The sequence below is a fragment of the Xanthomonas sp. SS genome, from assembly GCF_014236835.1.
Lineage (GTDB): Bacteria > Pseudomonadota > Gammaproteobacteria > Xanthomonadales > Xanthomonadaceae > Xanthomonas_A.
In genome coordinates, this window is record NZ_CP051190.1 from 3,393,249 (window position 1) to 3,417,351 (window position 24,103).

The 24,103-nt window shown below is 67.9% G+C and carries 17 protein-coding genes; 10 read left to right on the forward strand and 7 right to left on the reverse strand.

Annotated elements, in window-relative coordinates; all coding sequences use genetic code 11:
- Window positions 1-46: 46 nt before the first annotated feature.
- Window positions 47-2,788, reverse strand: a complete 2,742-nt coding sequence (locus HEP74_RS14070; RefSeq protein ID WP_255427754.1) for a TonB-dependent receptor — start codon at window positions 2,786-2,788, stop codon at window positions 47-49.
- Window positions 2,789-3,316: 528 nt separating this feature from the next.
- Here HEP74_RS14070 and HEP74_RS14075 point away from each other — a divergent pair.
- A complete protein-coding gene (locus tag HEP74_RS14075; protein ID WP_185813409.1) occupies window positions 3,317-4,717 on the forward strand; it encodes a trypsin-like serine peptidase in 1,401 nt (466 codons plus the stop codon).
- A gap of 136 nt (window positions 4,718-4,853) precedes the next feature.
- Window positions 4,854-5,006, forward strand: coding sequence for a hypothetical protein (locus tag HEP74_RS14080; RefSeq protein ID WP_179563714.1), 153 nt, complete (start codon window positions 4,854-4,856; stop codon window positions 5,004-5,006).
- Between the two features lie 103 nt (window positions 5,007-5,109).
- Here HEP74_RS14080 and HEP74_RS14085 read toward each other — a convergent pair whose 3' ends face one another.
- Entirely contained in the window at window positions 5,110-5,688 is a 579-nt protein-coding gene (locus tag HEP74_RS14085) for a glycoside hydrolase family 108 protein (RefSeq protein ID WP_185813410.1), read from the reverse strand.
- Window positions 5,689-5,902: 214 nt separating this feature from the next.
- Here HEP74_RS14085 and HEP74_RS14090 point away from each other — a divergent pair, with 214 nt between their 5' ends.
- The gene (locus HEP74_RS14090; protein WP_179563712.1) at window positions 5,903-6,391 is read left to right on the forward strand and encodes a pyridoxamine 5'-phosphate oxidase family protein; all 489 of its coding nucleotides are present in this window, start codon (window positions 5,903-5,905) and stop codon (window positions 6,389-6,391) included.
- A gap of 251 nt (window positions 6,392-6,642) precedes the next feature.
- Here the strand turns inward: HEP74_RS14090 and HEP74_RS14095 are convergent, their stop codons facing one another.
- From HEP74_RS14095 to HEP74_RS14110, 4 genes are all read right to left on the reverse strand, one after another.
- On the reverse strand, window positions 6,643-7,320 hold the full coding sequence (locus HEP74_RS14095) for a hypothetical protein (RefSeq protein WP_185813411.1): 678 nt from the start codon (window positions 7,318-7,320) through the stop codon (window positions 6,643-6,645).
- Window positions 7,321-7,510: 190 nt separating this feature from the next.
- Window positions 7,511-8,389, reverse strand: coding sequence for an HDOD domain-containing protein (locus tag HEP74_RS14100; protein WP_255427755.1), 879 nt, complete (start codon window positions 8,387-8,389; stop codon window positions 7,511-7,513).
- A gap of 361 nt (window positions 8,390-8,750) precedes the next feature.
- On the reverse strand, window positions 8,751-9,230 hold the full coding sequence (locus tag HEP74_RS14105; protein WP_185813412.1) for a nuclear transport factor 2 family protein: 480 nt from the start codon (window positions 9,228-9,230) through the stop codon (window positions 8,751-8,753).
- A gap of 172 nt (window positions 9,231-9,402) precedes the next feature.
- Window positions 9,403-13,065: a methylmalonyl-CoA mutase family protein gene (locus tag HEP74_RS14110; RefSeq protein WP_185813413.1), complete on the reverse strand. Its 3,663-nt coding sequence runs from the start codon at window positions 13,063-13,065 to the stop codon at window positions 9,403-9,405.
- A 229-nt stretch (window positions 13,066-13,294) separates the two neighbouring features.
- Between HEP74_RS14110 and HEP74_RS14115 the strand changes: the two genes are divergently transcribed.
- The 3 genes from HEP74_RS14115 to HEP74_RS14125 all read left to right on the forward strand — a co-directional run bounded on the left by HEP74_RS14115 (window position 13,295) and on the right by HEP74_RS14125 (window position 15,758).
- On the forward strand, window positions 13,295-13,612 hold the full coding sequence (locus HEP74_RS14115) for a YXWGXW repeat-containing protein (RefSeq protein WP_185813414.1): 318 nt from the start codon (window positions 13,295-13,297) through the stop codon (window positions 13,610-13,612).
- A 214-nt stretch (window positions 13,613-13,826) separates the two neighbouring features.
- Complete coding sequence (locus HEP74_RS14120) at window positions 13,827-14,381, forward strand: hypothetical protein (RefSeq protein WP_185813415.1); 555 nt, start codon at window positions 13,827-13,829, stop codon at window positions 14,379-14,381.
- 276 nt (window positions 14,382-14,657) lie between these two features.
- Window positions 14,658-15,758 (forward strand): Glu/Leu/Phe/Val family dehydrogenase, encoded by a 1,101-nt coding sequence (locus tag HEP74_RS14125; RefSeq protein ID WP_185813416.1) that lies wholly within the window; start codon window positions 14,658-14,660, stop codon window positions 15,756-15,758.
- A gap of 207 nt (window positions 15,759-15,965) precedes the next feature.
- On the opposite strand, the gene HEP74_RS14130 is transcribed toward HEP74_RS14125, so the two are convergent.
- Window positions 15,966-18,806 (reverse strand): autotransporter serine protease, encoded by a 2,841-nt coding sequence (locus HEP74_RS14130; RefSeq protein ID WP_524540741.1) that lies wholly within the window; start codon window positions 18,804-18,806, stop codon window positions 15,966-15,968.
- 195 nt (window positions 18,807-19,001) lie between these two features.
- On the opposite strand from HEP74_RS14130, the gene HEP74_RS14135 reads away from it, so the two are divergent.
- From HEP74_RS14135 to HEP74_RS14150, 4 genes are all read left to right on the forward strand, one after another.
- Window positions 19,002-20,177, forward strand: a complete 1,176-nt coding sequence (locus HEP74_RS14135) for a thiolase family protein (protein WP_185813417.1) — start codon at window positions 19,002-19,004, stop codon at window positions 20,175-20,177.
- 123 nt (window positions 20,178-20,300) lie between these two features.
- The gene (locus HEP74_RS14140; RefSeq protein ID WP_145701049.1) at window positions 20,301-20,642 is read left to right on the forward strand and encodes a hypothetical protein; all 342 of its coding nucleotides are present in this window, start codon (window positions 20,301-20,303) and stop codon (window positions 20,640-20,642) included.
- A 210-nt stretch (window positions 20,643-20,852) separates the two neighbouring features.
- Window positions 20,853-22,541 (forward strand): molecular chaperone HscC, encoded by a 1,689-nt coding sequence (locus tag HEP74_RS14145; RefSeq protein ID WP_185813418.1) that lies wholly within the window; start codon window positions 20,853-20,855, stop codon window positions 22,539-22,541.
- On the forward strand, window positions 22,538-24,088 hold the full coding sequence (locus HEP74_RS14150) for a J domain-containing protein (RefSeq protein ID WP_185813419.1): 1,551 nt from the start codon (window positions 22,538-22,540) through the stop codon (window positions 24,086-24,088). The genes HEP74_RS14145 and HEP74_RS14150 overlap by 4 nt, the downstream gene beginning before the upstream one ends.
- Window positions 24,089-24,103 lie beyond the last annotated feature (15 nt).

Genomic DNA, 24,103 nt, shown 5'->3' on the forward strand with positions numbered 1-24,103 from the left:
GGCCGGATGCGGCCCGCTTCGATCGCCGAAGCGGACCCCCATCGCATCAGTACGTGACCCGTGCCGAGAACCCGTAGCGCCGGTCGTTGAGTTCGTACCGCAATGGCGCGCTCGCCGTGCCGATGTAGATCTCGTTCATGCGGTTGTTCAAGTTCACCGCGTCGAACGACAGCGCGACGTGCTCGTTGACGTTGTAGCTGACCGAGGCATCCAGCGATGCGTAGGGCTTCTGGTACTGCGGAATGCCGTTGGCGCCGCTGCCCTGGGTGGTGTCCAGGTATTCGCCACGCCAGCTCCAGGCCAGGCGCGCGGTGATGGGGCCCTTCTCGTACAGGGCCACCGCGTTGTAGCTGTGCTTGGACAACTTCTCCAGCGGCACCGTGGCCGGAATGTCGGAGCCGGCAGTGGCGAAGGGATTGGACACGCTGCTGTCCACATAGGTGTAGTTGAACTGGAACCCCAGGCCGCTCAGCAAACCGGGCAGGAAATCGTAGAACTGCTGGTAGGCGAATTCGGCGCCGCGGATGGTGCCGTTGCCGGTGTTGAGCGAAGTGCTGATGTCGTAATCCAGGCCGTTGTAGTTGCGCACCACGGTGCCGCTGGCCAGGAAGCCGTTCACCTTCTTATAGAACAGGCCGGCGGTGAGCGAGCCGGCAGGAGCGAAGTACCATTCCAGCGTCGCATCGTAGTTGTCCGACTGGACCGGGCGCAGGAACGGATTGCCCGAGGAGCCGCCGGGCCGCCCGGTGATCGGATTGAGCTGGCTCGACGCGCCCAGCGAGACGTTGGTCGACATCTGGTCGAAATTGGGCCGCGCGATCAGCTGCGAATAGGCCAGGCGCGCCTGCAGGGTGTCGCTCAGGTGCGCGCGCAGGTTGAAGCTGGGCAGCACGTCGTTGTAGGTGCGTTCGACCGACAGCGGAGTGATGCCGCCGCCGTCCATGAACACCGCGCCGTCCGAGCCGGTGGTGGTCTTGAGCAGGCGCACGCCGATGTTGCCGTCCAGGCGCAGCCCGGCGAGCTCGGTGTCGTAGTCGGCTGTGAAATAGCCGGCCCAGGTCTTTTCGCTCTGGTGGTTGAGGTCGCTCGGCTTGAACGCGGTCTGCGGCGCGAAGCCGAACAGCGCCTCGGTGCGCGTGGTGCGGTCGAACAGGCCGCCGCCGCCGGCGAACTCCGGATACAGCACGCCACCGGTCAGGGTCTTGCCGTCGAAGAAGTCCGGCGACGGCCCCTTGCGCACCAGTTCCGGATGCGCCGAGACCGACGGATAGACCAGGCTCGTGGCGCAGTTGGGATCGGGTCCGTCCACGCCCAGGCAGGCCGCGTTCCAGGTGCCGCGCAGGTCGATGCTGCTGTCGGCGTAGCGCACGCCGGCGCTGAGCTTGGTGAAAAAACCGCCCTCGGTGAAATATTCCAGGTCCGATTGCAGCGCCAGCTGGTCGGCGTCGTTGCGGGTCAGCGCATCGGCGATATAGCTGGCGGCATAGTTGTTGGGATCGCTCAGCAACGCCGGATCGCGCACGTTGAAGCGCGGGTTGCCGCCGCGCAGGTCGAAGTCGACGATCGAGCGGTTGAGCGCGTTGCTGCTGTCCTCCGAGGCGCGGTCGTAGAGCGAGACGACGAAGCCGTTGCGGTCGGCATCGTAGGACGAGGTGAGGTATTGCGCGTCGAACGTCACCGCCAGCTTGTCGCTGGGATTCCAACGCAGATTGAGGCTGTAGTTGGTATTGGTCGAGGTGAGATCCTGGTCGTAACGCGCCGACTCGAACATCTGGTTGTCCAGCGCGCCCGAGGTCGCGTAGCCGTTCTTGTCGAAGGTGAAGTCCGCGCCCGCCAACGGCGACGCCGCCTCGCGTCGGTTGGCCTGATAGAAGTACTTGCCCTGCCGGTAGAAGTCGTAGGTCGTGCGCAGGAACTGCCCGGTGACCAGCACCGTATCGGACGGCTTCCACTGCAGCGCAGCCGCCGTGCCCAGGCGCTTGCGGTCGCCGCCGTCGTCGTAGATCTGGAAGCCGGAGGGAATCTGCGCGCCGCTCGGCGCGCCGGCGATGACGCCGTCCGGCACCGCCACGAACGGGCCGGTCAGGATGCCGTCCTGGCGATAGCTGGAGCGGCCATAGCCGACATTGAACAACACGCCGATCTCGCCGGCGTCGGTGTCGAAGCGGTCGCTGTACAGGCCCGAGGCCGATCCGCCGGTCTTGTCGGCGCGGTCGTAGTAGTTGCCTTTGACGGTGGCGCTGATGACCCGGCCGGGCGCATCGAACGGCAGCCGGGTGCGCAGGTTCACCACGCCGCCGACACCGCCCTCGATGATGTTCGCAGGCGGATTCTTGTAGACGTCGATACCGGACAGCAGCTCCGGCGGAATGCCTTCCAGGTCCAGGGTGCGGCCGCCGGAAGCGGAAAACGTATCGCGCCCGTCCAGGAAATTGCGCACCTGGGTCAGGCCACGCACGGTGACCGCTGGCTGCGTACGGTGATCGAAATCGGTGGCGCCTTCGCCATAACGGCGCTGGATCTGCACGCCGGTGATGCGCTGCAGCGCTTCCACCGTGTTCGCATCCGGCAGCTTGCCGATGTCCTGGGCCTGCACCGAATCCACGACCTGCGTCGCGTCCTGCTTGATCGCCTGCGCCGAGCGCAGGCTTTCGCGCACGCCGGTGACCGAGATGCTGTCCAGCGTCTTGACCTCGCCGCTGGCCGGCTGCGCAGCGGCATCCTGCCCGCCCTGCTCGGCAGGCGCGGTGGGCGTGGCCTGCGCCCACGCCAGGACCGGCGTCAGCATCGCCAGGCCCAAGGCGCTGGCGAGGGGATTCCTGTGCTTCGGGTACTTACGCTTGAAGGGCGCACGGCTTGTCATTCGAACTCTCTCCGGTACTGACGAAATTGACCTGCGTATCGAAACCGACATCGGCCTTGAAGCTGCGCGCGATGGACAGCGAAGTTCGTGCCGGTGGTGGCGACAACTACAGCGACAGCAAGCAGTGTTTTCCAGCTATGTTCATATTTATATGACAATTAGAGAGGGCGCACGTTGCGTCGCAACATGACCTCAGCGCCTGCGGTCGCAACGCTGCGCACTTGTGATGCCGGCCTTTGGCGCGCGCACGCCAGCGCTGACACCGGTTGTAGACGCGTGCGACGGCGCATCGCAACGACGCACCTGTCTACGAAATCGGCCACGTACGCGTGACGTCGCGCACGCAATCGCCGAGTCGGCGCCCGTAGCCTCGGCATGCACCTTGGAAGTGGGTGCAACGGCATCCGGTCCCCTGCCGGATGGTCCTGTCGTCTTCTAGAAGAAGGAAGATCCATGAATCGCAAGCACGCGTTGTACCTGGCCTTGCTCGCCGGCATCTCCGGCCTTTCCCCCGTCGCCATGGCCGCCAATCCCCCCGCGGCCGAGATGGACTCCGCTCCCGTCGAAACCAGCGCCAGTGCCGCCGCGCTCGGCGGCGCCGAACTGCGCAGCTTCGCCATCGGCAGCGCGCATGCGCCGCGGGTCATCGAACTCGGCGCTCCCGACAGCGCCCAGGCCGCGACGATGAAGCAACTGCGCGGCCAGCAGGTCAAGCATGGCCAGCCGCTGCAGATCGGCTTCTCGCGCGACATCGCCAAGCCGGCGATCAACCTGCGCCGGCTCAACTGGCAAAGCCTGCCCAACGGCGCGCAGGTCACCAGCTTCGAGATCGTCTCCACCGATGCGGCGGCGCTGCGCGCGGCATTGCAGCTCAGCGGCAGCGGCGCTCAGCCGGGCGACCCGAGCAAGGCCACGCTGCGCTTCGCCGGCGACGACGGCCGCGTGTTCGAACAGAGCGGCGCCGATTTCGCCGGCAGCGAGCCAGGCTGGTCCGCGGCGGTGTCCGGCTCGCGCCTGGTGGTGGAGATCGAACTGCCGGCCGGCCAGTACCCGCAGGGCTTCGCGCTGAAGATCCCGCAGATCTCGCACATGGACATCAATCCCGTCGCCAGCGAGGAAATGATGCGGCCGATGATCGGCGAGAGCGATTCGTGCGAGCGCGACATCGTCTGCCGCGCCAGCCCCAGCAGCGGCTTCACCTCGGCCGCCAAGTCGGTGGCGCGCATGGTGTTCAGCACCAGCAGCGGCTCCTACCTGTGCACCGGCACCCTGCTCAACAACAGCAACTCGCCGAAGAAGTACCTGTTCTGGACCGCGGCGCACTGCATCAGCACCCAGACCGTGGCCAACACCCTGCAGACCTACTGGTTCTACGACGCGACCACCTGCAACGGCTCCACGGTCAGCTCGTCCTACACCACGCTCAGCGGCGGCGCCTACCTGCGCCACGCCAACACCACCCGCGACACCTCGCTGCTGGAACTGAAGACCGCCCCGCCCAGCGGCGCCTTCTATGCCGGCTGGAGCAGTTCGGCGATCGGTTCCACCGGCACCGCGATCGAGGGCATCCACCACCCCGCCGGCGACGTGAAGAAGTACTCGCTGGGCAGCGTCACCGCGCTGTCGTCGTCGATCGACGGCAAGTCGCCGCTGTACAAGGTGGTCTGGAACACCGGCGTCACCGAAGGCGGTTCCTCCGGCTCCGGCCTGTTCACCGTCAACAGCAGCGGCGCCTACCAGCTGCGCGGCGGCCTGTACGGCGGCACCTCGTACTGCAGCGCGCCCAGCGACCCGGACTACTACTCGCGCCTTTCCGACGTGTATTCCAGCATCCAGCCCTACCTGAGTCCGTAAGCCCAGGCCCGGGAGGGCCGTACTCCCGGACCCGGACAGGCCACGCCGCGCGCGTGGCCTGTCCATACGGCCCGCCACCACCCCGGCACGCAGGGGTTACACTGGGAGCCCCATCTCTCATACGGCAGGCATCCACTTGGCAAAGCCCAACTATTCCTTCGAAAAACGTCAGCGCGAAATCGCCAAGAAGAAACAGCAGGACGAGAAGGACGCGCGCAAGCGCGAAGCCCGCGAGGCGGCCAAGGCCGCAGCGGACGCCGAAGCGAAGACGCCCGACAGCGGCACCTGAGCGGCGCCGGCGGAACCGGTCGCGTACCGGCTCCCGCCACTGCGCGCAGCCCCAGTGTCGCCGGCCATGCGCAGCGGCAGGCGTCATCGCCTCCTGTTGCGACTCAGGCGACGCCGGTGGCCGGCGCGGCAGCGGTGGATGTGGACGGCAACGTCGCCGGGAACCAATCCGCGCGTGCCAGCCAACCCTTCAGGAATTTGTCGTCGGCCGGGCGCTCCTGCGCCAACCGGTCGTAGTAATCGATCCGGCCCTGGCGATACGCCGCATAGACCTGCGCCTGGTCGGCCGCCTGCAACGCCGCCAGCGTGACAGGCCCCATTTCCCCGTCCGTGGCCAGGCCTGTCGCTCCCAGCTGCAGCAGGACCCGCTGCAGCAGCAGCACCGCCTCGGTCCCGGCATTGACGTAGAAATCGAACAGGATCTCGGCCAACAGTTGCGAGGCGATCTGATCGCCGTCCAGCTTGTCCCAGTAGGCAGTCCGATAGATGACGCCGGCCTGCTCCGGGGTCAGCGCGCGCAGTGCGTCCAGCGTCGGCTGCTCGCCGAGCAACGGCTGCGCATAGCGCTGGAACGTCGCCAGGGTGATGCCGCGGTTGGTGGCGCCGCCGGGATCGGACGGATCGTCGACGAAGCCCCCTTCGAATTGCAACAACTGCGGTAGATACAGATCCAGCGATGCCATCGCGACGCACTCCTTGACCAACGATAGGACTTGCAGTGTGGCACCGAAGCGGCGTCCATAGCTGTGCCCCAGGGAACAACTTGCGTGGCCGGGACGCTGCACGGACGCAGGCAACGGACGGCGCCTACACGCCCCGTCGACGCCTCCGTCACGACCCGCCTGCGCGCGCCAATGCACAGTGCCGGCAGGCATTCACGCCCTATCGGAGACCCGCATGGCCAGCCCGCAGGAACTGGAAGAGAAATTCTGGAAAGCGCTCAAATCCGACCGCACGGTGATGCTCGGCCTGGACGGCGTGGAAGATGGCCATGCACGGCCGATGACGGCGCAATTCGAAGGCGACCGCGGCGGTCCGATCTGGTTCTTCACCTCCAAGGACAACGCCCTGGTGCAGAAGCTGACCCAGAGCCAGCGGGTCATCGCCGCGTTCAGCGCCAAGGACCACGACCTGTTTGCCAGCATCAGCGGCACGCTCAGCGTGGACAACGACCAGGCAGTGATCGAGCGCCTGTGGAACGGCTTCATCGACGCCTGGTACGAGCAAGGCAAGGACGATCCCAAGCTGGCGCTGCTGCGCCTGGATCCGGACCACGCGCAGATCTGGCTCAACGGTTCCAGCCTGGTGGCCGGCATCAAGGTGCTGTTCGGCATCGACCCCAAGCGCGATTACCAGGACAAGGTCGCGGACGTGCCGCTGCGCTGAGCCGCGCGGCAGCGCATTAAGGCCGATGGCGCCGCTGCGTTTTCTGGGCGCAGCGGCAATGGCGCCAGATGGGACAGGTGCAATTGGCCGTCGAAGTGCGGCGGCCACAAAGTCTGGAACCTTACCCGGTGTTCGCAGCGCTTCGACCTGCATCAAAGTGCGGTAGAGGCCGGGAACGCGGAGGCAATCGACCCGCAGGCCGCCTGGGCGCATCGAGGCCTTGCTGACTTACGCCAGTCCTGCAGAGTTGACTATCCATCACGCATTACATCGAAGGACGACAGACCGAGTCGCCGGTACTTGGCCCGCAGTGCGTGGAACAGGTCTCCCGCCTTCACTCGCTCCCATTCCTGTTTGAGCATGCGGCTTGAGGTCTTGAGCAAGGCGTCGATGTTCTGCAGCAACTGGTCGTAGGAGAACGGCTCGTCCTGCAAACCACGACCGAGGCCGGCGAGGATCGACTGGAGCTGCGCGTCCATCTGCTGGTGCAGCGGATCGGTGCCGTTATCGCCCTCGGCAGCGAGATTCAAGCGCAACGTGATCTTGTAATGGTTCTTCCTGCACACATCCAGATACGTGTCCAGCTTAGTCACGATGGCTCCCTCGAGTTCGGTCAGCGTCAGCAAATATTTCCTTCGCTCTTCCGCATCCACCCTCAAGTTTGAATACCCGTTCTCTTCCACGTTCTGGTTATGCGTGTCCACATCGCGCACCCAGTCGGCGATGACCTTGCGGCTGGCCGCCGTCCCCTGGCCCTGGTCCAACAAGGATCCAAGCGTGCGTGCTGCTCCGCAGAACAAGGAGAGTTCCTCGCGCATCGCATCGATCCAGGCCTGTCTGAATTCAGACACCTTGTTTCTTTTGTTGATGTGCAAGGTCATCAGGCCGAATCCGCCTGCAATGATCGGCACCCACAGCGTACTTTCCATTGGTGCAACTCCTCTCATCAAAGGAAACGGCGATCTGTGCGGCCGTGCCGGCCGCTATCCAACACTTGCCGCATGTCCGGGCACGGCAATTCAAAGCGTCGGCATACATCCTCGCAAGACGCATCAAGGCCGCCGCGTCCGCAATTGGCTCAGCGCTTACGCTATTGCCATGATCACGTTTGGCCGTCGATCAATCGTCCGCCCCTGTCACATCGTGCTGCCGATCACGCGCAGCCAACAGGTCGGCAGCCACCAATGCGCGCGTACTGCGCAGCGATCGCGCCAATGCACTGCCGCCATGCAGTGCTGGAGCCCCGGTTTGCTCCAGCGCTTTCTGCACTCGCTCGGATAGTCCCCAATCGGCAGAGATGGCCTTCGCGCACGGCCCAGTCCAGTTCTCCAGTAAGCCGGCGACCACGTCGGGATCTGGCCGCACTGCGGCATGCCTGGCATACGCATCGCGTACCACCTGCACCACCGCGACCGTGCCCAACCCATACAACAGCGCCAGCAGCTGCGCCGCCGCGGGATCCTCACGCGTTGCATCCTCGGCATGGCGCGCCGTGGCCTTGGCCGACAGCAAGGTGTGCTCCCACAGCAGCGCCGCGCAGCGGCCGAACGCGCTGCCGTCGTCGGCGATGACCGGCTGCAGCAGCGCGGCCAGCACGATCTGGCGCAGGCCTTCGGTGCCGAGCAACGCCACCGCGCGCTCGAGGCTCTCGATCGGCTCGGCGTGGCGGCGGTACACGGCACTGTTGGCGATGCGCAGCAGGTTGCCGGCCAGCGCCGGATCCTGGCCGAGAATCGCGGCGATGGCCTGGGCGCCCACATCGGGATCGTTGATTGCGCGGGTCAGCTGCGGCAACAGCTGCGGGCGGCGCGGCGTATAGCGCGGATGCGCATCGATGCGCGCCAGGACCGCGACCGCCGCCGCGGCGATCTCGGCCTGCCCGGCACGCGACGCCGCGCTCGGTTCGGGCGCAGGCACGCCGGCGAACGCCAGCGCGTACAGGCGCAGCAACAGCGCGGATTCCTGCTCTGCGGAAAGTTCGGCGGCAGTTGCGGCCACGCCCTGCCCCGGCTCCGCCGCGATCGCCGCATCCGTGACGGCGTCTTCGGCGGTGGCACGGTGCGCAGACGCCGCGACTGTTCGCGCAACGGCGATCGGCACCACAGATCCGCGCGGGCGCCCACGGCGCCACATCCAGCCGCCGATGCCCAGCAGCAAGACGACGGCAACGCCTGCAATCCAAATCGACGGCACCATCATCGGCATCCGCAAGGTCGCCAGATCCCCCACCCGGCTGGAAGCGCAGCCATGGCCAGGCGCGCCACGCCATTCAAGCATGGCGCGCAGATTCCTGCTTGAACGGCGGCGCCGGCCTGCACGCGAAGCCGCAGCGACTGCGCGGCGCCGGCGCCCTGCACGCTCAGGGCGCCGGCGCAGCCGCCGCGCGATGCCCGTAGCTGAGCACCCGCGTCAGCTTCCAGCCGTCCTGGTCCTGACGCCACACCATCACGAACTTGGCAATGCCCTCGCAATGCCCGCTGGCCAGTTCGCAGAAGCGATGCTCGCCTTCCTCGATCGCACCGAAGTCCTTGACCGGGTAGACCCGCAGCGTGCCGTCCACCAATTCGCGGCGCACCTTGCCGCAGATCCACTTGCGCGTGTTGTCCACCACGGTCTTGCGGTCCCAGCTTGCCCCGCCAGTGTCGTGATAGAACTCCACGTCGGGCACGAACAGTTGCTCGAACGCCGCCATGTCGCAGCGGTTGTAGGCGCCGAACAGGCGCTGGTCCAGTGCGGCGACCGTGTCGAACAGCGGCCCCGCAGTGCCGTCCTCGGCCGGCGCCGCGGCCCGCGCGGTCGCCGCGCAAGCCAGCAGCAGTAGCGATCCCCAAATCTTCATCCGCCACACCCCCAGTCGTCGATGCGCAACTATGCGTCTCCCCAGGCCGCGACCGCAATGGCGCCAGGCGCATGCCGCAGGCAACGCGCTGCGCGGTGGCAAACGCAGACATCATGGCTGCAGGCACCCTCAGCGCACGCGCCACGGCCGGCGTGGCCGGCGTGGCCGGCGGCTACATGTTGCGCCGGTACTCCCCGCCCACTTCGTACAGCGCGTGGCTGATCTGCCCCAGGCTGTGGGTCTTCACCGCCTGCATCAGCGCGGCGAAGACATTGCGGCGCTCGCGTGCGGCACGCTGCAGGTAGCCGAGGCCGGCCGCATCGCCGGGAACAGGCGCGCCTGCAACTTCGCCCGGTTCCGCTGGCAGCGGCTGCGCCGGCGCAATGCCGTTGCGGCGCTTCTGCCAGTCGCGCACGTTGGCGATCTGCTGGCCCTTTTCCTCCTCGGTGGAGCGGATCAGCTCGATCTGGGTCGCGGTCTCGCCGGCGTGCTGCTTGGGCAGGAAGGTATTGACCCCGACCAGCGGCAGGCTGCCGTCGTGCTTCTTGTGCTCGTAATACAGACTCTCTTCCTGGATCTTGCCGCGCTGGTACATGGTGTCCATCGCGCCGAGCACGCCGCCGCGCTCGCTGATCGCCTCGAATTCGCTGTACACCGCCTCCTCCACCAGGTCGGTGAGCTGCTCGACGATGAAGCTGCCCTGCCACGGGTTCTCGCAGAAATTCAGCCCCAGCTCCTTGTTGATGATCATCTGGATCGCCACCGCGCGGCGCACGCTTTCCTCGGTCGGCGTGGTGATCGCCTCGTCGTAGGCGTTGGTGTGCAGGCTGTTGCAGTTGTCGAACAGCGCGTACAGCGCCTGCAGCGTGGTGCGGATGTCGTTGAACTGGATCTCCTGCGCATGCAGCGAGCGGCCCGACGTCTGAATGTGGTACTTCATCATCTGGCTGCGTTCGTTGCCGCCGTAGCGCTCGCGCATGGCCCGCGCCCAGATGCGCCGCGCCACGCGGCCGATCGCGGTGTACTCCGGGTCCATGCCGTTGCTGAAGAAGAAGCTCAGGTTGGGCGCGAAATCGTCGATGCGCATGCCGCGCGCCAGGTAGTACTCGACGATGGTGAAGCCGTTGCTCAGGGTGAAGGCGAGCTGGCTGATCGGGTTCGCCCCGGCCTCGGCGATGTGATAGCCGGAGATCGACACCGAATAGAAGTTGCGCACCTTCTGCTCGACGAAATACTGCTGGATGTCGCCCATCATGCGCAGCGCGAACTCGGTGCTGAAGATGCAGGTGTTCTGCGCCTGGTCCTCCTTGAGGATGTCGGCCTGCACCGTGCCGCGCACGCTGGACAGGGTCTGCGCCTTGATCTGCGCATAGGTCTGCGCGTCGACCAATTGATCGCCGCTGACCCCGAGCAGGGCCAGGCCCAGGCCGTCGTTGGTGGGCGGCAGTTCGCCGTGATAGCGCGGCCGCTGCCGGCCCTCGAACAAGGTCTCCAGGGTCTGCTCGGCCTGCGCCCAGCGCTGCGCATCGGCCTTGAGGTATTTCTCCACCTGCTGGTCGATGGCGGTGTTCATGAACATCGCCAGGATCATCGGCGCCGGGCCATTGATGGTCATCGACACGCTGGTGGTCGGCGCGCACAGGTCGAAGCCGGAGTACAGCTTCTTCATGTCGTCCAGGGTGGGAATATTCACCCCGGAATTGCCGATCTTGCCGTAGATGTCCGGGCGCGGCGCCGGATCCTCGCCGTACAGGGTGACGCTGTCGAAGGCGGTGGACAGGCGCGCGGCCGGCTGACCCACGCTCAGGTAGTGGAAGCGGCGGTTGGTGCGCTCCGGCGTGCCCTCGCCGGCGAACATGCGGATCGGGTCTTCGCCGGCACGCCGGTACGGATAGACGCCGCCGGTATAGGGATAGCTGCCGGGCAGGTTCTCCTTGCCGAGGAAGCGCAGCAGTTCGCCCCAGCTCTTGTAACGCGGCGCGGCGATCTTCGGGATCGGCTGGTGGCTCAGCGACTGGCGGTAGTTCTCCACGCGGATCGCCTTGCCGCGCACTTCGTATTCGGTGACTTCGTCGGTGATCGACTTCAGCCGCTGCGGCCACTCGCGCAGCAACTTCAGCGATTCGCTGGACAGCGTCTGCAGCGCATCGTTGTAGCGCTGGCGCAGCAGCAGCAAGGTCGCATCGACGGCGGCTCCGGCCATGGCGGGCGCGTCCGCGCTGCGGGCGGTCGGCTGCAATTCCTCGACTGCATAAAGCTCCAGCTGCTTCGGCAACTGCGGGTCTTGCAGTTCGTGCAACGACTGCCAGAACGATTGCGCGCGATCCGCGGCCTCGGCCTGGCGCTCGATGCCGGCGTTGAGCGCGCGGCCCTGTTCAGCGATCTCGGCCAGGTAACGCACGCGCGCGCCGGGGATCAGCACGGTGGCGCGCGGCTCCTTCAGCGTGGTGTCCAGTTGCGGCTGGAAATCGCAATGCGGCGAAGGCGCGGCGTGGCGGGCGGTCGTTTCGGCTTCGGGACCGGATGCCTCAAGGCCCAGCTTCGCGCGCAACAGCCGGCACAGGTTGACGAACATCCAGCTGATGCCGGGATCGTTGAACTGGCTGGCGATGGTCGGATACACCGGCACCGCCTCGTCCTCGAGCTGGAACGCGACGCGGTTGCGCCGCCACTGCTTGCGCACGTCGCGCAGCGCGTCCTCGGCGCCGCGCCGGTCGTACTTGTTCAGCACCACCAGTTCGGCGAAGTCGAGCATGTCGATCTTCTCCAGCTGGCTCGGCGCGCCGTAATCGCTGGTCATCACGTACACCGGGAAATCGACCAGGTCGACGATCTCCGAATCGCTCTGGCCGATACCGGCGGTCTCCACGATCACCAGGTCGTAGCCGATGCCTTTCAGGAACGCGATGCAGTCCTTCAGCACCCGGTTGGTGGCCGCATGCTGGCGCCGCGTGGCCATCGAGCGCATGTACACGCGCGGGCTGCGCAAGGCGTTCATGCGGATGCGGTCGCCAAGCAGCGCGCCGCCGGTGCGGCGCCGGCTCGGGTCCACCGACACCACCGCGATGCGCATCTGCGGGAAGCCGGCCAGGAAGCGGTTGAGCAATTCGTCGGTGACCGAGGATTTGCCGGCGCCGCCGGTGCCGGTCAGGCCCAGCACCGGCGCTGCGCGCCGCATGGGGGACTCGGGACCCGGGACTCGGGACTCGGAGGTACCGGGCAGGCCGGATTGCCACTGCTTGCGCAGCAGGGCCAGCTCGGACTCGGAGAACGCGCCATCCTCGAGCGCCGACAACACCTTGCCGATACCGATCTCGTCGTCGATGTGCGGCAACAGCGCGCCGGCCTGTTCCGGGTCGCGAGTTCCGAGTCCCGACTCCCGCGCGCGCGAAGCGCGCGCCACCACGTCCTCGATCATCTCCACCAGGCCCATCTTCATGCCGTCGTTGGGGTGGTAGATGCGCTCCACGCCATAGGCCTGCAGCTCGGCGATCTCCTCCGGGGTGATGGTGCCGCCACCGCCGCCGAACACCCGCACATGGCCGGCGCCACGTTCGCGCAGCATGTCCACCATGTACTTGAAATACTCGACATGGCCACCCTGGTAGGAAGACAGCGCGATCGCGTCGGCGTCCTCCTGCAACGCCGCGCGCACCACGTCCTCGACGCTGCGGTTGTGGCCGAGATGGATCACTTCCGCGCCCTGCGCCTGGATCAGCCGGCGCATGATGTTGATCGCCGCATCGTGGCCGTCGAACAGGCTGGCAGCGGTGACGAAGCGCAGCGGGCTGGTGTCGGCTTGCGGCAGCGGCACGCGGGACGCGGGAATGCTCATCGAGAAGACATCGGCAAGAGAATGCCGCAATTCTAGGCGCGCAGCGCAGCGTGGGCAGGTTGCGCTGCAACATGCGGCGATCGGCGCGCTGGCGATGGAGGTGCCGCCGGACGCCATGGCGAGCTTAGCTATCCGAGACATGAATGCGGCAACGCGATGCGTCAACAGCGGCGGCGCCTGCCGCGTTTGCGTTGACGTCGGCACACCGCCGATGTCCCTGGAGAATCGCATGTCCATTCGTCCCTTGTTGCTGGCCTCCCTGCTCGGCAGCGCGCTCGCCGGCGGCATGCTGGCCGCGCCCGCGCAGGCGCGCTCGGTGGTGGAACTGTCGGTGCGGACCGCACCGCCGCCGCCGCGCTTCGAACGCGTGGTGGTGCGGCCGGGCTACGTCTGGGCGCCGGGCTACTGGCAGTGGAACGGCCGCCGCCATGTCTGGGTCGCCGGCCGCTACGTGGCCGCACGCCCGGGCTATGTCTATGTCGGCCCACGCTGGGAGCACCGCGGCCCGGCCTACCGCTTCCACGGCGGCTATTGGGTACATCGCTAGGCCGCGGCCTGGCGGCGCGGCATGGTCCGCGCCGCCACAATGCTGCGTGGCGTCGTGACCGTCTTCATCGCGCTTTGCGATAGTGCGCAAACCACGGCACCCGCCGGCTCCCGAGAGAACGCATGTTCAGGCATTCGCTGTCGCGTGCGTTCCAGCCGTCGTCGTCGGCGCCAGCCTTCCGTGGCGCGGGCTGTCTGCGCATGGCGTCCTAGCGATGCCGTCGCGCGTCCCGCCAGGCACCTATGCGATCGCCATCACCGTGCTGGCGGTGGCGATCGCCAGCGTCGCCGCGTGGCGCGAACGCCCCACCGATGCGGCCTCGCACCGCGGACTCGGCGACGCCATCGACGCCACGGCAAAGACGGTCGCGGCGCGCAAACGCATCGCCACGCCCGTCGCCAGCGCGCCGACTGCGCCGAGCGCCTCCCCGACCATCGACGAACCCAGCTTCGATCGGCAAGGCCGGCTGCTGCCGGATCCGACGTTGCGGCGCTACCTGGATCGCCATCTGACGGCAGTGGATGCACAGGCCGTGGCGACGCAGCGCCAGGGCCTGGCGCGCGACCTGGTCGCGATGCCCGCCGCGCAGGCGGGTCAGATCCTCGCCTGGTTCGATCGTTACGCCGCTTATCTGCAGGCCGAAGCGGCAGACGCGCCGCACCGCATCGACCAGGAACAGCAAGTGCAGCAGACCCGCGCACTGCGCGAACGCCTGCTCGGACCGCAAGCGGCCAGCACCCTCTTCGCCGACGAGACCGCCACGCGCTGAACGGCGCAGCGATCGGCGTCGGGTGGAGAAAGATGCCCTCCGCACCGCGCCCCGGCGCCATCGGAGCGTCGCAACCGGCACCGAGATGCCTATGCCGCGCGGGTCTGCGGAGTCCGCCCGCAGAGTGCACGGTCCGCAGGCAATTGCTTTAAAATGCGCCTATCGCGACGATCAGGACCCGTTCCGGAACCCGTCGCGTTTTTCGTTTTGCGCACCCTCACTAGGCAAGTTCCTGGAACCAAGGTGTCCTACACCTGCAACGCCAGCGGAGCCCCCATGCTTTTCGAAACGCTAGCCACCACCGGCCACGAACAAGTCGTCTTCTGCAACAACCGCGACGTGGGCCTGCAGGCGATCATCGCCATCCACAACACCGTGCTCGGCCCCGCGCTGGGCGGCGTGCGCATGCGCCCCTATCCCAACACCGAGGCCGCGCTGCACGACGCGCTGCGGCTCAGCCGCACCATGACCTACAAGAACGCGCTGGCCGGGCTGAACATCGGCGGCGGCAAGGCGGTGATCATCGGCGATCCCAAGGCCGACAAGGCCGAGGCCCTGTTCCGCGCCTTCGGCCGCTACGTGGATTCGCTGGGCGGGCGCTACATCACCGCCGAGGACGTCGGCACCGACGTCAACGACATGGAACAGATCTACCTGGAGACCGAATACGTCACCGGCGTGCACCAGGTGCACGGCGGCTCCGGCGATCCGGCCCCGTTCACCGCCTATGGCGCGCTGCAGGCGCTGATGGCTTCGCTGCAGCGCAAGCTCGGCCACGAGGAGATCGGCAAGACCAGCATCGCCGTGCAGGGCCTGGGCCACATCGGCATGGAGCTGGTGAAGCTGCTGAAGGAGCGCGGCGCCAAGCTGTACGTCACCGACCTGGACCAGACGCTGGTGGAACGCGCGGTCGCCGAATACGGTGCCGAGGCGGTCAAGCCGGACGAGATCTACGACGTGGCCGCCGACGTGCTGGCGCCATGCGCGCTGGAAAGCGCGATCGACGAAGCCACCCTGCCGCGGCTGAAGGCGAAGATCATCTGCGGCACCGCCAACAACCAGTTGGCCAACGCCGCAGTGGGCGAAGAACTGCATCGCCGCGGCATCCTCTACGCCCCGGATTACGCGGTCAACGCTGGCGGAGTGATGAACGTGTCGCTGGAGATCGACGGCTACAACCGCGAACGCGCGATGCGCCTGATCCGCAGCCTGTACCACAACCTCGGCAAGATCTTCGACCTGTCCGAGCGCGACAACATCCCGCCGCAGCAGGCCGCCGACCGCATCGCCGAAGCGCGCATGCACGCCATCGGCAAGCTCAAGCTGCCGCTGGGCCGCACCGCCCCGCGCTCGATGGGGCATCTGCGCGGCGAGTAGGCGAGCCAACAACAGAACTCCCGACGCGCAGCGCGTCGGGACTGAAGTCCCTCCCACAAAAGCCGGCACGCCATCGGCAGCCAAATGCCCCTGTAGGAGCGGCTTCAGCCGCGACAGGCGAAGCGGGAAACCTGGCGCTACCTCAGCGCGTCAAGGCCGAAGCCTCCTCTGCGAATAAAGCGCGGGCCGCACCAAGCCCGCGCTACATCAGAACCCCAACCGATACCGCAGCGACATCGCATGATCGTCGCCGCGCGGGCCGAAGCGCCGGTCGTAGCCGATGCCCAGCGCGCTGCTGCCCCAGCGCCGGTCCAGGCTCGCGCCGAACAACCCGCCCGAACGCGCCGGCTGCAGATCCACCAGCGGCGCCCACGCGTCCACGCCGACGAAGCTGGCCTGGCGCTGCAGTCCTTGCGCGGCCAGGGTCTGCTGCCATTCGGCATAGCCCTGCAGCGACCAGCCGCGCCCGCCATAGCTAGCACGCAGACCGGCCAACGCCTGGCTGCGCGAAGAGGACGCGGCCGCGGCCATCAGCCCGAAGCCGTCGCCGCCCTGCTCGCGGAAGCCATCGCTGTCGATGCGGCTGTAGTCGGCGCCGGCGTACGGGGTCAGCGACGCCTTGCCGCGCCCGAAGCGATAGCCGACTTCGACGCTGCTGGACAGGAAGCGTCCGGCGTAGCGGCTGGATGCGTCGGCGACGCTATCGCCGAGCAGCAGGCTGCGGTCGAGCTGGCGCCGGTACTGCCCGGTGCCCAGTTGCGCCAGCGCGTAGGCATTGCCGCCAACCGCACCGAGATAGGCCTGGCCCTGCACCTGGCGGTCGCGGCTGTGGTCCAGGCCACCGTCGCCGCCACCGTCGGCGCGGCTCTCGCCGAAGGCGAAACCGGCCACACCGTGCTCGCCCAGGCGCAGGTCCTGGCCCATCATCCAGCCGTCGAGCTGGAACTGGCTGCCGGCGAAACTGCCCTGCCCGGTGTCGCCCAGGCGCTGGCTCCACGCGCCGATCGCGCGCGGTTGCGCGACCAGGCTGTCGAAGCGGCCGGACAGCGCGCGCCGTTGCAAATCGATGCTGTCGAAGGTCATCGCGGTGGCGGCCGCATGCGCTTCGCCGGACAGACTGCGCAGCGTCGCCGCCGCGGCGGCCGCGCTCGGCGATTGCTGCACCGCGCCGGCCGCCTTCAGCAGCGACGCATCGACCGTCGCCGGATCCCGGCTCAGTTGCGAATCAAGCTGCGCGAACGCCGCATCCACCCGCGTGGCGGAGGCGAGCGTGGCCGCGGTGATGCTGCCGAAACTCGCCGCCGTGGCGGTGACGCTCAGCGCCTGCACGGTGATCGAGGCGCTGGTGCTGTCGTAGGCAAGCGACGAGGTCAGGAACACGTTCGACGGCGTGGTCACCGAGGCGAACGTGCCGCTGAGTCCGCCGCTGGTTTCGAGCACCTTGTAGGCGGTGTTGTTGACCACGTAGTCGCGCTTGCCGAGCACGTACAGCGAGCCGCCCTGCAGCGTCGCCGTACCGGTCACCGAGAGCTTGTCGCCGACCAGCAGCGCCAGCCGGCCATTGCTGTCCTGCACGTAGTTGCCATTCAGGCTCAGCGCCGCGGCACCGACCTGGAAGGTGCCGGCATTGCTGACGTTGCCGCGCAGCGGCCCGGTGCCGATGAAAGTGGCGCCGTTGCCGATCGCCACGTTGGAGCCGCCCAGGCTGGCCGCGCTGAGCGCGCCGGCCTGCACCTGGGTCGTGCCGCTGTAGCTGTTCTGGCTACCGCTCAGGGTCAAGGTGCCGCTGCCCTGCTTGATCAGGCCGCCGCTGCCGGCGATGTCGTTGGCCCAGGTCGAGTTGCCGCTGAAGGAGACGCTGACGTCACCCCAGTCGAACCTGGCCGGCCCCAGCACCGCCTTGCCGACGTTGAGCAGGCCGTAGCCGAAGGTGGCATCCACCCCGGGCGTGCCGAGGTCGGTGGCGGTGCCGAGCAGGGTCTGCCGCAGCAGGTCGTTGCTGAAGTAGGGAAACGCCTGCCACACCAGCGCCGCGGCGCCGGAGACCAACGGCGCCGCGTACGAGGTGCCGCTGCCGTAGTAGTAGTCCGGGTTGGCGGTGGCGGTGGTCGCCTTGGGATCGACGAACACTTCCGTGCCCGGGGCCACCAGGCAGTAATGCATGGCCACGCCGCAGGCATTGGAATACGACTCCAGCTTGGTCCCGGTGCTCGCATCTACCGCGGCCACCACCAGCCAGCCGCGTTCCAGGTCCGCCGCCGGTCGGCTGCCGCCTGGGCCGGGCTGGCTGGGCAGCGCGGCGACATCCGACGGATCGGCCTTGGCTTCGTTGCCGGCGGCGAACACCACCAGCCCGCCATTGCTCAGCACGAACGGGCGGTATTCGTTGGCGATGGCGTTGGTCGCGGTCGGGTCGGTCCAGTAGATGCCGCCCCAGGAATTGTTCATTACCTTGACCCCGGCGTTGATCAGGTCCTGGTGGACGGAGGCCAGGCCCAGCGCGCCGCTGGCCTGGTTGCCTTCGCCGCTGCCGTCGTCGTCGGGCGAGGTGTCGCTGATGATGCGCGCCGACACGATCTGCGCGCCGGGCGCGATGCCGCCGGGCCACGCGCCCACCGCCTTGCCGGCGGCCAGCTGCGCGACCGTTGTGCCGTGGCCGTCGACATCGTCGACGTTGACGTTGTTCTTGGCCGGATCGACATAGATCAGGTTGGACACCACGCGTCCGGCCAGCGCCGGGTGGTTGCGGTTCACGCCGGTGTCGACCACGCCGATGCGATAGCCGCTGCCGTCGTAGCCGGCGTTGTGCGCGGCCAGCGTGTTGGTCAGCGCCAGATGCGCGTCGAACGCCGGCTGCGGCGGTGGCGGCGAGGTCGGCGGCGAGGTGGGGGGAGAGGTCGGCGGCGGCGGTGGCGGGGGTGAGCTCGGCGGCGGCGAGGTCGGCGGCGGATCGCTGCGGGTCAGCCCGCCACCGCCGCCACCGCCGCACGAGGTCAACGCCATCGCCAGTGCGGTCGCCAGCAGCGACCGGGCCATCAACTTCCGCATGATCTCTCTCCGAAGATAAGCATGCCGGCCAAATCGTCCGGCAATGTTGCGTTAGCGGCCGCAAACGGGCGGCCTGAATCGATACGAATCTACACCTGAATTCCGCCCCCGCCACCATCCCCGCCCGCGCACCGCGATTGGCAGAAGCGGCGCCGAGGCAGATAATCGGCGACTAATCTTTCGTAAGGGTTTGCCATGACCGAGATCGTCATCGCCGCGGCCAAGCGCACCGCCATCGGCGCCTTCCTGGGCCAGTTCAACGGCGTGCCCACGCCGGAACTCGGCGCCGCGGCCATCCGCGCCGCGCTGGAGCAGTCCGGCATTCCCGCCGCCGACGTGTCGGAAGTGATCATGGGCTGTGTGCTGCCGGCCAACCTCGGCCAGGCGCCGGCGCGCCAGGCCGCGCGCGCCGCCGGCGTGCCCGACGCCACCGGCGCCACCACGATCAACAAGGTCTGCGGCTCGGGCATGAAGGCGATCATGCTCGGCCACGACCTGATCAAGGCCGGCTCGGCCAGCATCGTCGTCGCCGGCGGCATGGAATCGATGAGCAACGCCCCGCACCTGCTGCCGAATTCGCGCACCGGCAACCGCTACGGCAACTTCCAGGCGGTCGACCACATGGCCTGGGACGGCCTGACCAACCCCGACGACGGCCAGGCCATGGGCGTGTTCGGCGAGGCCACCGCGGAGAAGTTCGGCTTCAGCCGCCAGGACCAGGACGCCTATGCGATCGAATCGGTGACGCGCGCGCAGGCCGCGCAGCGCGATGGCGCCTTCGACGCGGAGATCGTTCCGGTGCGCGTGGCCACCCGCAAGGGCGAGGCGGTGTTCGCCAGCGACGAGCAGCCGGGCAAGTCCGACATCGCCAAGATCCCCACGCTGAAACCGGCGTTCAGGAAGGACGGCACGGTCACCGCCGCCAGTTCCTCCAGCATCTCCGACGGCGCCGCCGCCACGGTACTGCTCAGCGCCGACGACGCGGCCCGCCGCGGCGTGGTGCCGCTGGCGCGGATCGCCGGCCACACGACGTTCTCGCAGGCGCCGGAATGGTTCACCACCGCTCCGGTCGGCGCGATCAAGAAGCTGCTCGAGCAGATCGGCTGGAGCCTGGACCAGGTCGACCTGTTCGAAATCAACGAAGCGTTCGCGGTGGTGCCGATGGTGCCGATCAAGGAACTGGGACTGGACCCGGCCAAGGTCAACGTCAACGGCGGCGCCTGCGCGCTCGGCCATCCGATCGGCGCATCCGGCGCGCGGCTGGTGGTGACATTGCTAAACGCGTTGCGCACGCGCGGCGGACGCCGCGGAATCGCAACCCTGTGCATCGGCGGCGGCGAGGCGACAGCGGTCGCCATCGAATTGATTTGATTGGAATTAACCCTTAAAACACAAAAATGAATGCGCGTGCGCTTGACAGCCGACTTTGGCTTGTCATCATGTTGAGGGCGCGCAATAGCGCGTTGCCTAACTAAACGACGAGGATAGACACACATGAGCATCAACAAGCTGCTGATCGCAATGGCCCTGGGCCTGGCCCTGGCCGCATGCTCGAAGCAGGAGCAGGCGCAGGACGCCGCTGCTTCGGCTAACGAAGCCGCCACCGACGCGCAGGCTGCTGCCGACCAGGCTTCGGCCGCCGGTGCCGCCACCGCCGATTCCGCCCAGGCTGCTGCCGACACGGCCGCTACCGCTGCCAACACCGCTGCCGACGCTTCGCAGGCCGCCGCCGCTGCCCCGACCGATGCCGCTGCCGACAAGGCTGCCGACACCGCCAAGGCTGCTGACGACACCGCCGACAAGGCCAAGGACGCTGCCGAAGAAGCCAAGAAGTAATAACTTCTCGCTTCAGGCACGTCTGAAGAAGCCGCTGGTTCGCCAGCGGCTTTTTCTTTGCCTGCGATTCGCCCAAGCGCATGCGCGACACCGGTGCTGCCCGCTGCGCCAGGCTTTCGGCCGACGCTATGATTGGCGAGCGCTAGCGCCTGACCGGCGCCATCGGCGCTGCCACCTCCAGGCCGCCTTCCTTTCGCAACGGACTTGCCAATGATCGTCGGTATCGACCTCGGCACCACCCATTCCCTGATCGGCGCCTACTTCGAGCAAGGCAGCCGCCTGTTTCCCAACGCGCTCGGCGAGTTGCTGACCCCGTCGGTGGTCAGCGTCGACGACAGCGGCATCCTGGTCGGCCAGGCCGCGCGCGAACGCCTGGTCAGCCACCCGCAGCGCAGCGTGGCGGCGTTCAAACGCTGGATGGGCAGCGACCGCGAGACCGTGCTGGGCGCGCACCGCTTCCGCCCGGAAGAACTGTCGGCGATGGTGCTGCGCTCGTTGCTGGCCGATGCCGAAGCCGCGCTCGGCGAAAAAGTGCACGAAGCGGTCATCAGCGTGCCGGCGTATTTCTCCGATGCCCAGCGCAAGGCCACCCGCGCGGCCGGCGAACTGGCCGGCATCCGCGTCGAGCGGCTGATCAACGAACCCACCGCGGCCGCCCTCGCCTACGGCCTGCAGGAACGCCAGGGCCATGGCCGCTTCCTGGTGCTGGACCTGGGCGGCGGCACCTTCGACGTGTCGATCCTGGAGATGTTCGAAGGCGTCATCGAGGTCCACGCCAGCGCCGGCGACAACTTCCTCGGCGGCGAGGATTTCCTGGAACTGCTGCTGCAGGCCTTCCTGGCCGACCATGCGCTCGCGCCGCAGGCGCTGAGCGTGCAGGAGAGCGGCCAGCTGCGGCGGCGGCTGGAAGCGGCCAAGCGCGCGCTGTCCAACGGCCAGGAAGCGACCGTGCAGATCGGCGTGGCCGGCCAGGCCCTGCACTGGACGCTGCACGAGGAACGCTTCAACCGCATGGCCGAACCGCTGGTGCAGCGCATGCGCGCGCCACTGGAACGGGCGATGCGCGATGCGCGGCTGCAGCCGGCGCAGCTGGACGAGATCGTGCTGGTCGGCGGCGCGACGCGGATGCCGCTGGTCGCCAAGCTGGTCACGCGCATGTTCGGACGGCTGCCGATGCGCCACATCAATCCCGACCAGGCGGTGGCGCTGGGCGCGGCGGTGGCGGCCGGGATGAAGGCGCGCAATGCCGCGCTGGAAGAGGTGATCCTCACCGACGTGTGCCCGTATACGCTCGGTACCGAAGTCGCCGCGCGCGACGCGCACGGCCAGCTGCGCACCGGCCTGTTCCATCCGATCATCCAGCGCAACAGCACCGTGCCGATCAGCCGCGAGGACAGCTTCTATCCGGTCCACGACGAACAGGAACACCTGGTGATCGACGTCTACCAGGGCGAGAGTCCGCTGGTGGCCAAGAACATCAAGCTCGGCGAACTGCGGGTGCCGCTGCCCCAACACCTGCCCCCTGCCGAGAAAGGCGTCACCACCCGCTTCACCTACGACAACAACGGCCTGCTGCAGGTGGAAGTGACCGAGCACCACAGCGGCCTCAAGCACGAACTGATCCTGGAGCAGAATCCCGGCCTGCTCGGCGCCGAGCAGATCCGCGAACGGCTGGCCGCGTTGCAGGCGCTGAAGATCCATCCGCGCGAACAGCAGGACAACCTGAGCCTACTGGCGCGCGCCGAACGCATGTACGAGGAATGCCTGGACCTGCGCGAACAGATCCAGGCCTGGATCGTCGCCTTCCGCGGCGCGCTCGACACCCAGGACCTGCGCCTGATCGACGACCATCGCCGACAGCTCGGCGAGGCGCTGGACGCACTGGAGCGTCGCGCTTGAACTGGGCGTTGCGGTGGCTGCAACTGCCGCCGGATGCCGACGAAACCGCAATCAAGCGCAGCTACGCCAAGCTGCTGCGCCAGCATCGCCCGGATACCGACCCGGAAGGTTTCCAGCAACTGCACGCGGCGTACCAGGCCGCGCTGGCCTGGGCGCGAACGCGCGGCGACGATGCCGATGCCGATACCCATGCCGACGAGGATATCGAAGAGGTTGAAGACAACACTGCTCGTGCAGCTGCGCAGACCGCGACCGTTGCTGGCAACCTTGCCGCCAACGATGGCGATGGCGACGATCGCCGCGACGCGCAGCCGACGCCGGCAGCGGCGTCCGCCACGCACGGCGATTTCCTCGACAGCCACCGGCCACGCCCCGAGACCGAGGGTGACGCCCCACACCCGACGCAGCACCCGCCGACGCCAGCGCCGCAGGTCGACGCGGCTACGCCGCCGCCGTGCGACCCCGAAGCGCTGTGCGACGATCTCCTCGCCGTGGCCACGCGCGCCGAGCCGCAGGCGCTGCAGCAGTGGCTGGAAGGTCAACCTGCGCTGTGGTCGCTACGCGACAAGGCGCAGGTCGGCTGGCTGTTGAGCCATCGATTGCAGCAGCGACTGCCACCAATCCAGCGCGACAATTTCGCGATCCTGCTCGGCTTCTTCGGCCTGGACGACATCGCCGCCGGCCCCGCGGCGCAGGCCTTGCCGATGCTGCAGGAGCGCCTGCACCTGGCCTGGGAAATGCAGCCGGCAAACGCCGAGGCATTGGCTCGGCGGGTGTATCCCGCCACCGCCGACGAATATCGGGTGCCCGCGCTGATGCGCCAGCTGACGCGTCCGTTTGCGCTGCCGCAGGCGCTGTGGGCGAGCCTGATGCCGGGGCGGCCGCTGGCGCTGCGCCGATTGCTGCTGCGCCTGGATCAGGGCCGTCTGCACACCCTGCCCGCACCGGTGGACCCGCAACAGATCGATTTCTGGATGAGCGCCAGCGAGGCCGGCTACCTGACCCGGGCGCGGCTCTCGGTCGGCCTGCTGCGTTGCGCCGTCACCGCGCTGCTGGTGGCCAGTGTGGTGCTGCTGGCGAGCGCCGCCAGCACCTGGTCGCCGGATCCGGTGCCGATGACCTTCGCGCTGGCACGCAGCGGCCTGGCCGCCTTGGCGATCGTGGCGCTGTGGGCCGCGTGGCTGCTCGCCGGCACGCTGCTGCGCTGGCAGGGCGAAGCGGAGTCGGACACTCGCTCGCCGGCACCGCACTGGCTACGCTGGTCGTTCGTTCCGCTGCTGGCCGGCGTCGGCCTGGGCGTGAGCGAGATTCCCGGACAGCAGCTGGCCGGCGGCGTCATCGCCACCATCGCGTTGTTCTTGTCGATGGTGCGGCTATGGCGGCGAAGCGGGCGCGCCTACCGCCCGAACAGCACCATTCTCTGGCTGGCCTTCCTGACCCCCAGCATGGCCCAGTCGATCCCGGTCCCACTCAGCGCGGCGCTGGCGCTGGGTTTGTGGACCTGGGACCTGCTGCGCCAGCATCGGCTGCGCCGGCGAAGTTCCTGAACGCGAGCCGGTGGC

What these genes read in the sequence shown, in the direction of transcription:
- HEP74_RS14085 (WP_185813410.1), bottom strand. Translation starts at nt 5,688, where the DNA reads ATGGCATCGCTGGATCTGTATCTACCGCAGTTGTTGCAATTCGAAGGG.
- HEP74_RS14115 (WP_185813414.1), top strand. Translation starts at nt 13,295, where the DNA reads ATGTCCATTCGTCCCTTGTTGCTGGCCTCCCTGCTCGGCAGCGCGCTC.
- HEP74_RS14095 (WP_185813411.1), bottom strand. Translation starts at nt 7,320, where the DNA reads ATGGAAAGTACGCTGTGGGTGCCGATCATTGCAGGCGGATTCGGCCTG.
- HEP74_RS14070 (WP_255427754.1), bottom strand. Translation starts at nt 2,788, where the DNA reads ATGCTGACGCCGGTCCTGGCGTGGGCGCAGGCCACGCCCACCGCGCCT.
- HEP74_RS14120 (WP_185813415.1), top strand. Translation starts at nt 13,827, where the DNA reads ATGCCGTCGCGCGTCCCGCCAGGCACCTATGCGATCGCCATCACCGTG.
- HEP74_RS14135 (WP_185813417.1), top strand. Translation starts at nt 19,002, where the DNA reads ATGACCGAGATCGTCATCGCCGCGGCCAAGCGCACCGCCATCGGCGCC.
- HEP74_RS14125 (WP_185813416.1), top strand. Translation starts at nt 14,658, where the DNA reads ATGCTTTTCGAAACGCTAGCCACCACCGGCCACGAACAAGTCGTCTTC.
- HEP74_RS14110 (WP_185813413.1), bottom strand. Translation starts at nt 13,065, where the DNA reads ATGAGCATTCCCGCGTCCCGCGTGCCGCTGCCGCAAGCCGACACCAGC.
- HEP74_RS14130 (WP_524540741.1), bottom strand. Translation starts at nt 18,806, where the DNA reads ATGCGGAAGTTGATGGCCCGGTCGCTGCTGGCGACCGCACTGGCGATG.
- HEP74_RS14075 (WP_185813409.1), top strand. Translation starts at nt 3,317, where the DNA reads ATGAATCGCAAGCACGCGTTGTACCTGGCCTTGCTCGCCGGCATCTCC.
- HEP74_RS14140 (WP_145701049.1), top strand. Translation starts at nt 20,301, where the DNA reads ATGAGCATCAACAAGCTGCTGATCGCAATGGCCCTGGGCCTGGCCCTG.
- HEP74_RS14105 (WP_185813412.1), bottom strand. Translation starts at nt 9,230, where the DNA reads ATGAAGATTTGGGGATCGCTACTGCTGCTGGCTTGCGCGGCGACCGCG.
- HEP74_RS14090 (WP_179563712.1), top strand. Translation starts at nt 5,903, where the DNA reads ATGGCCAGCCCGCAGGAACTGGAAGAGAAATTCTGGAAAGCGCTCAAA.
- HEP74_RS14145 (WP_185813418.1), top strand. Translation starts at nt 20,853, where the DNA reads ATGATCGTCGGTATCGACCTCGGCACCACCCATTCCCTGATCGGCGCC.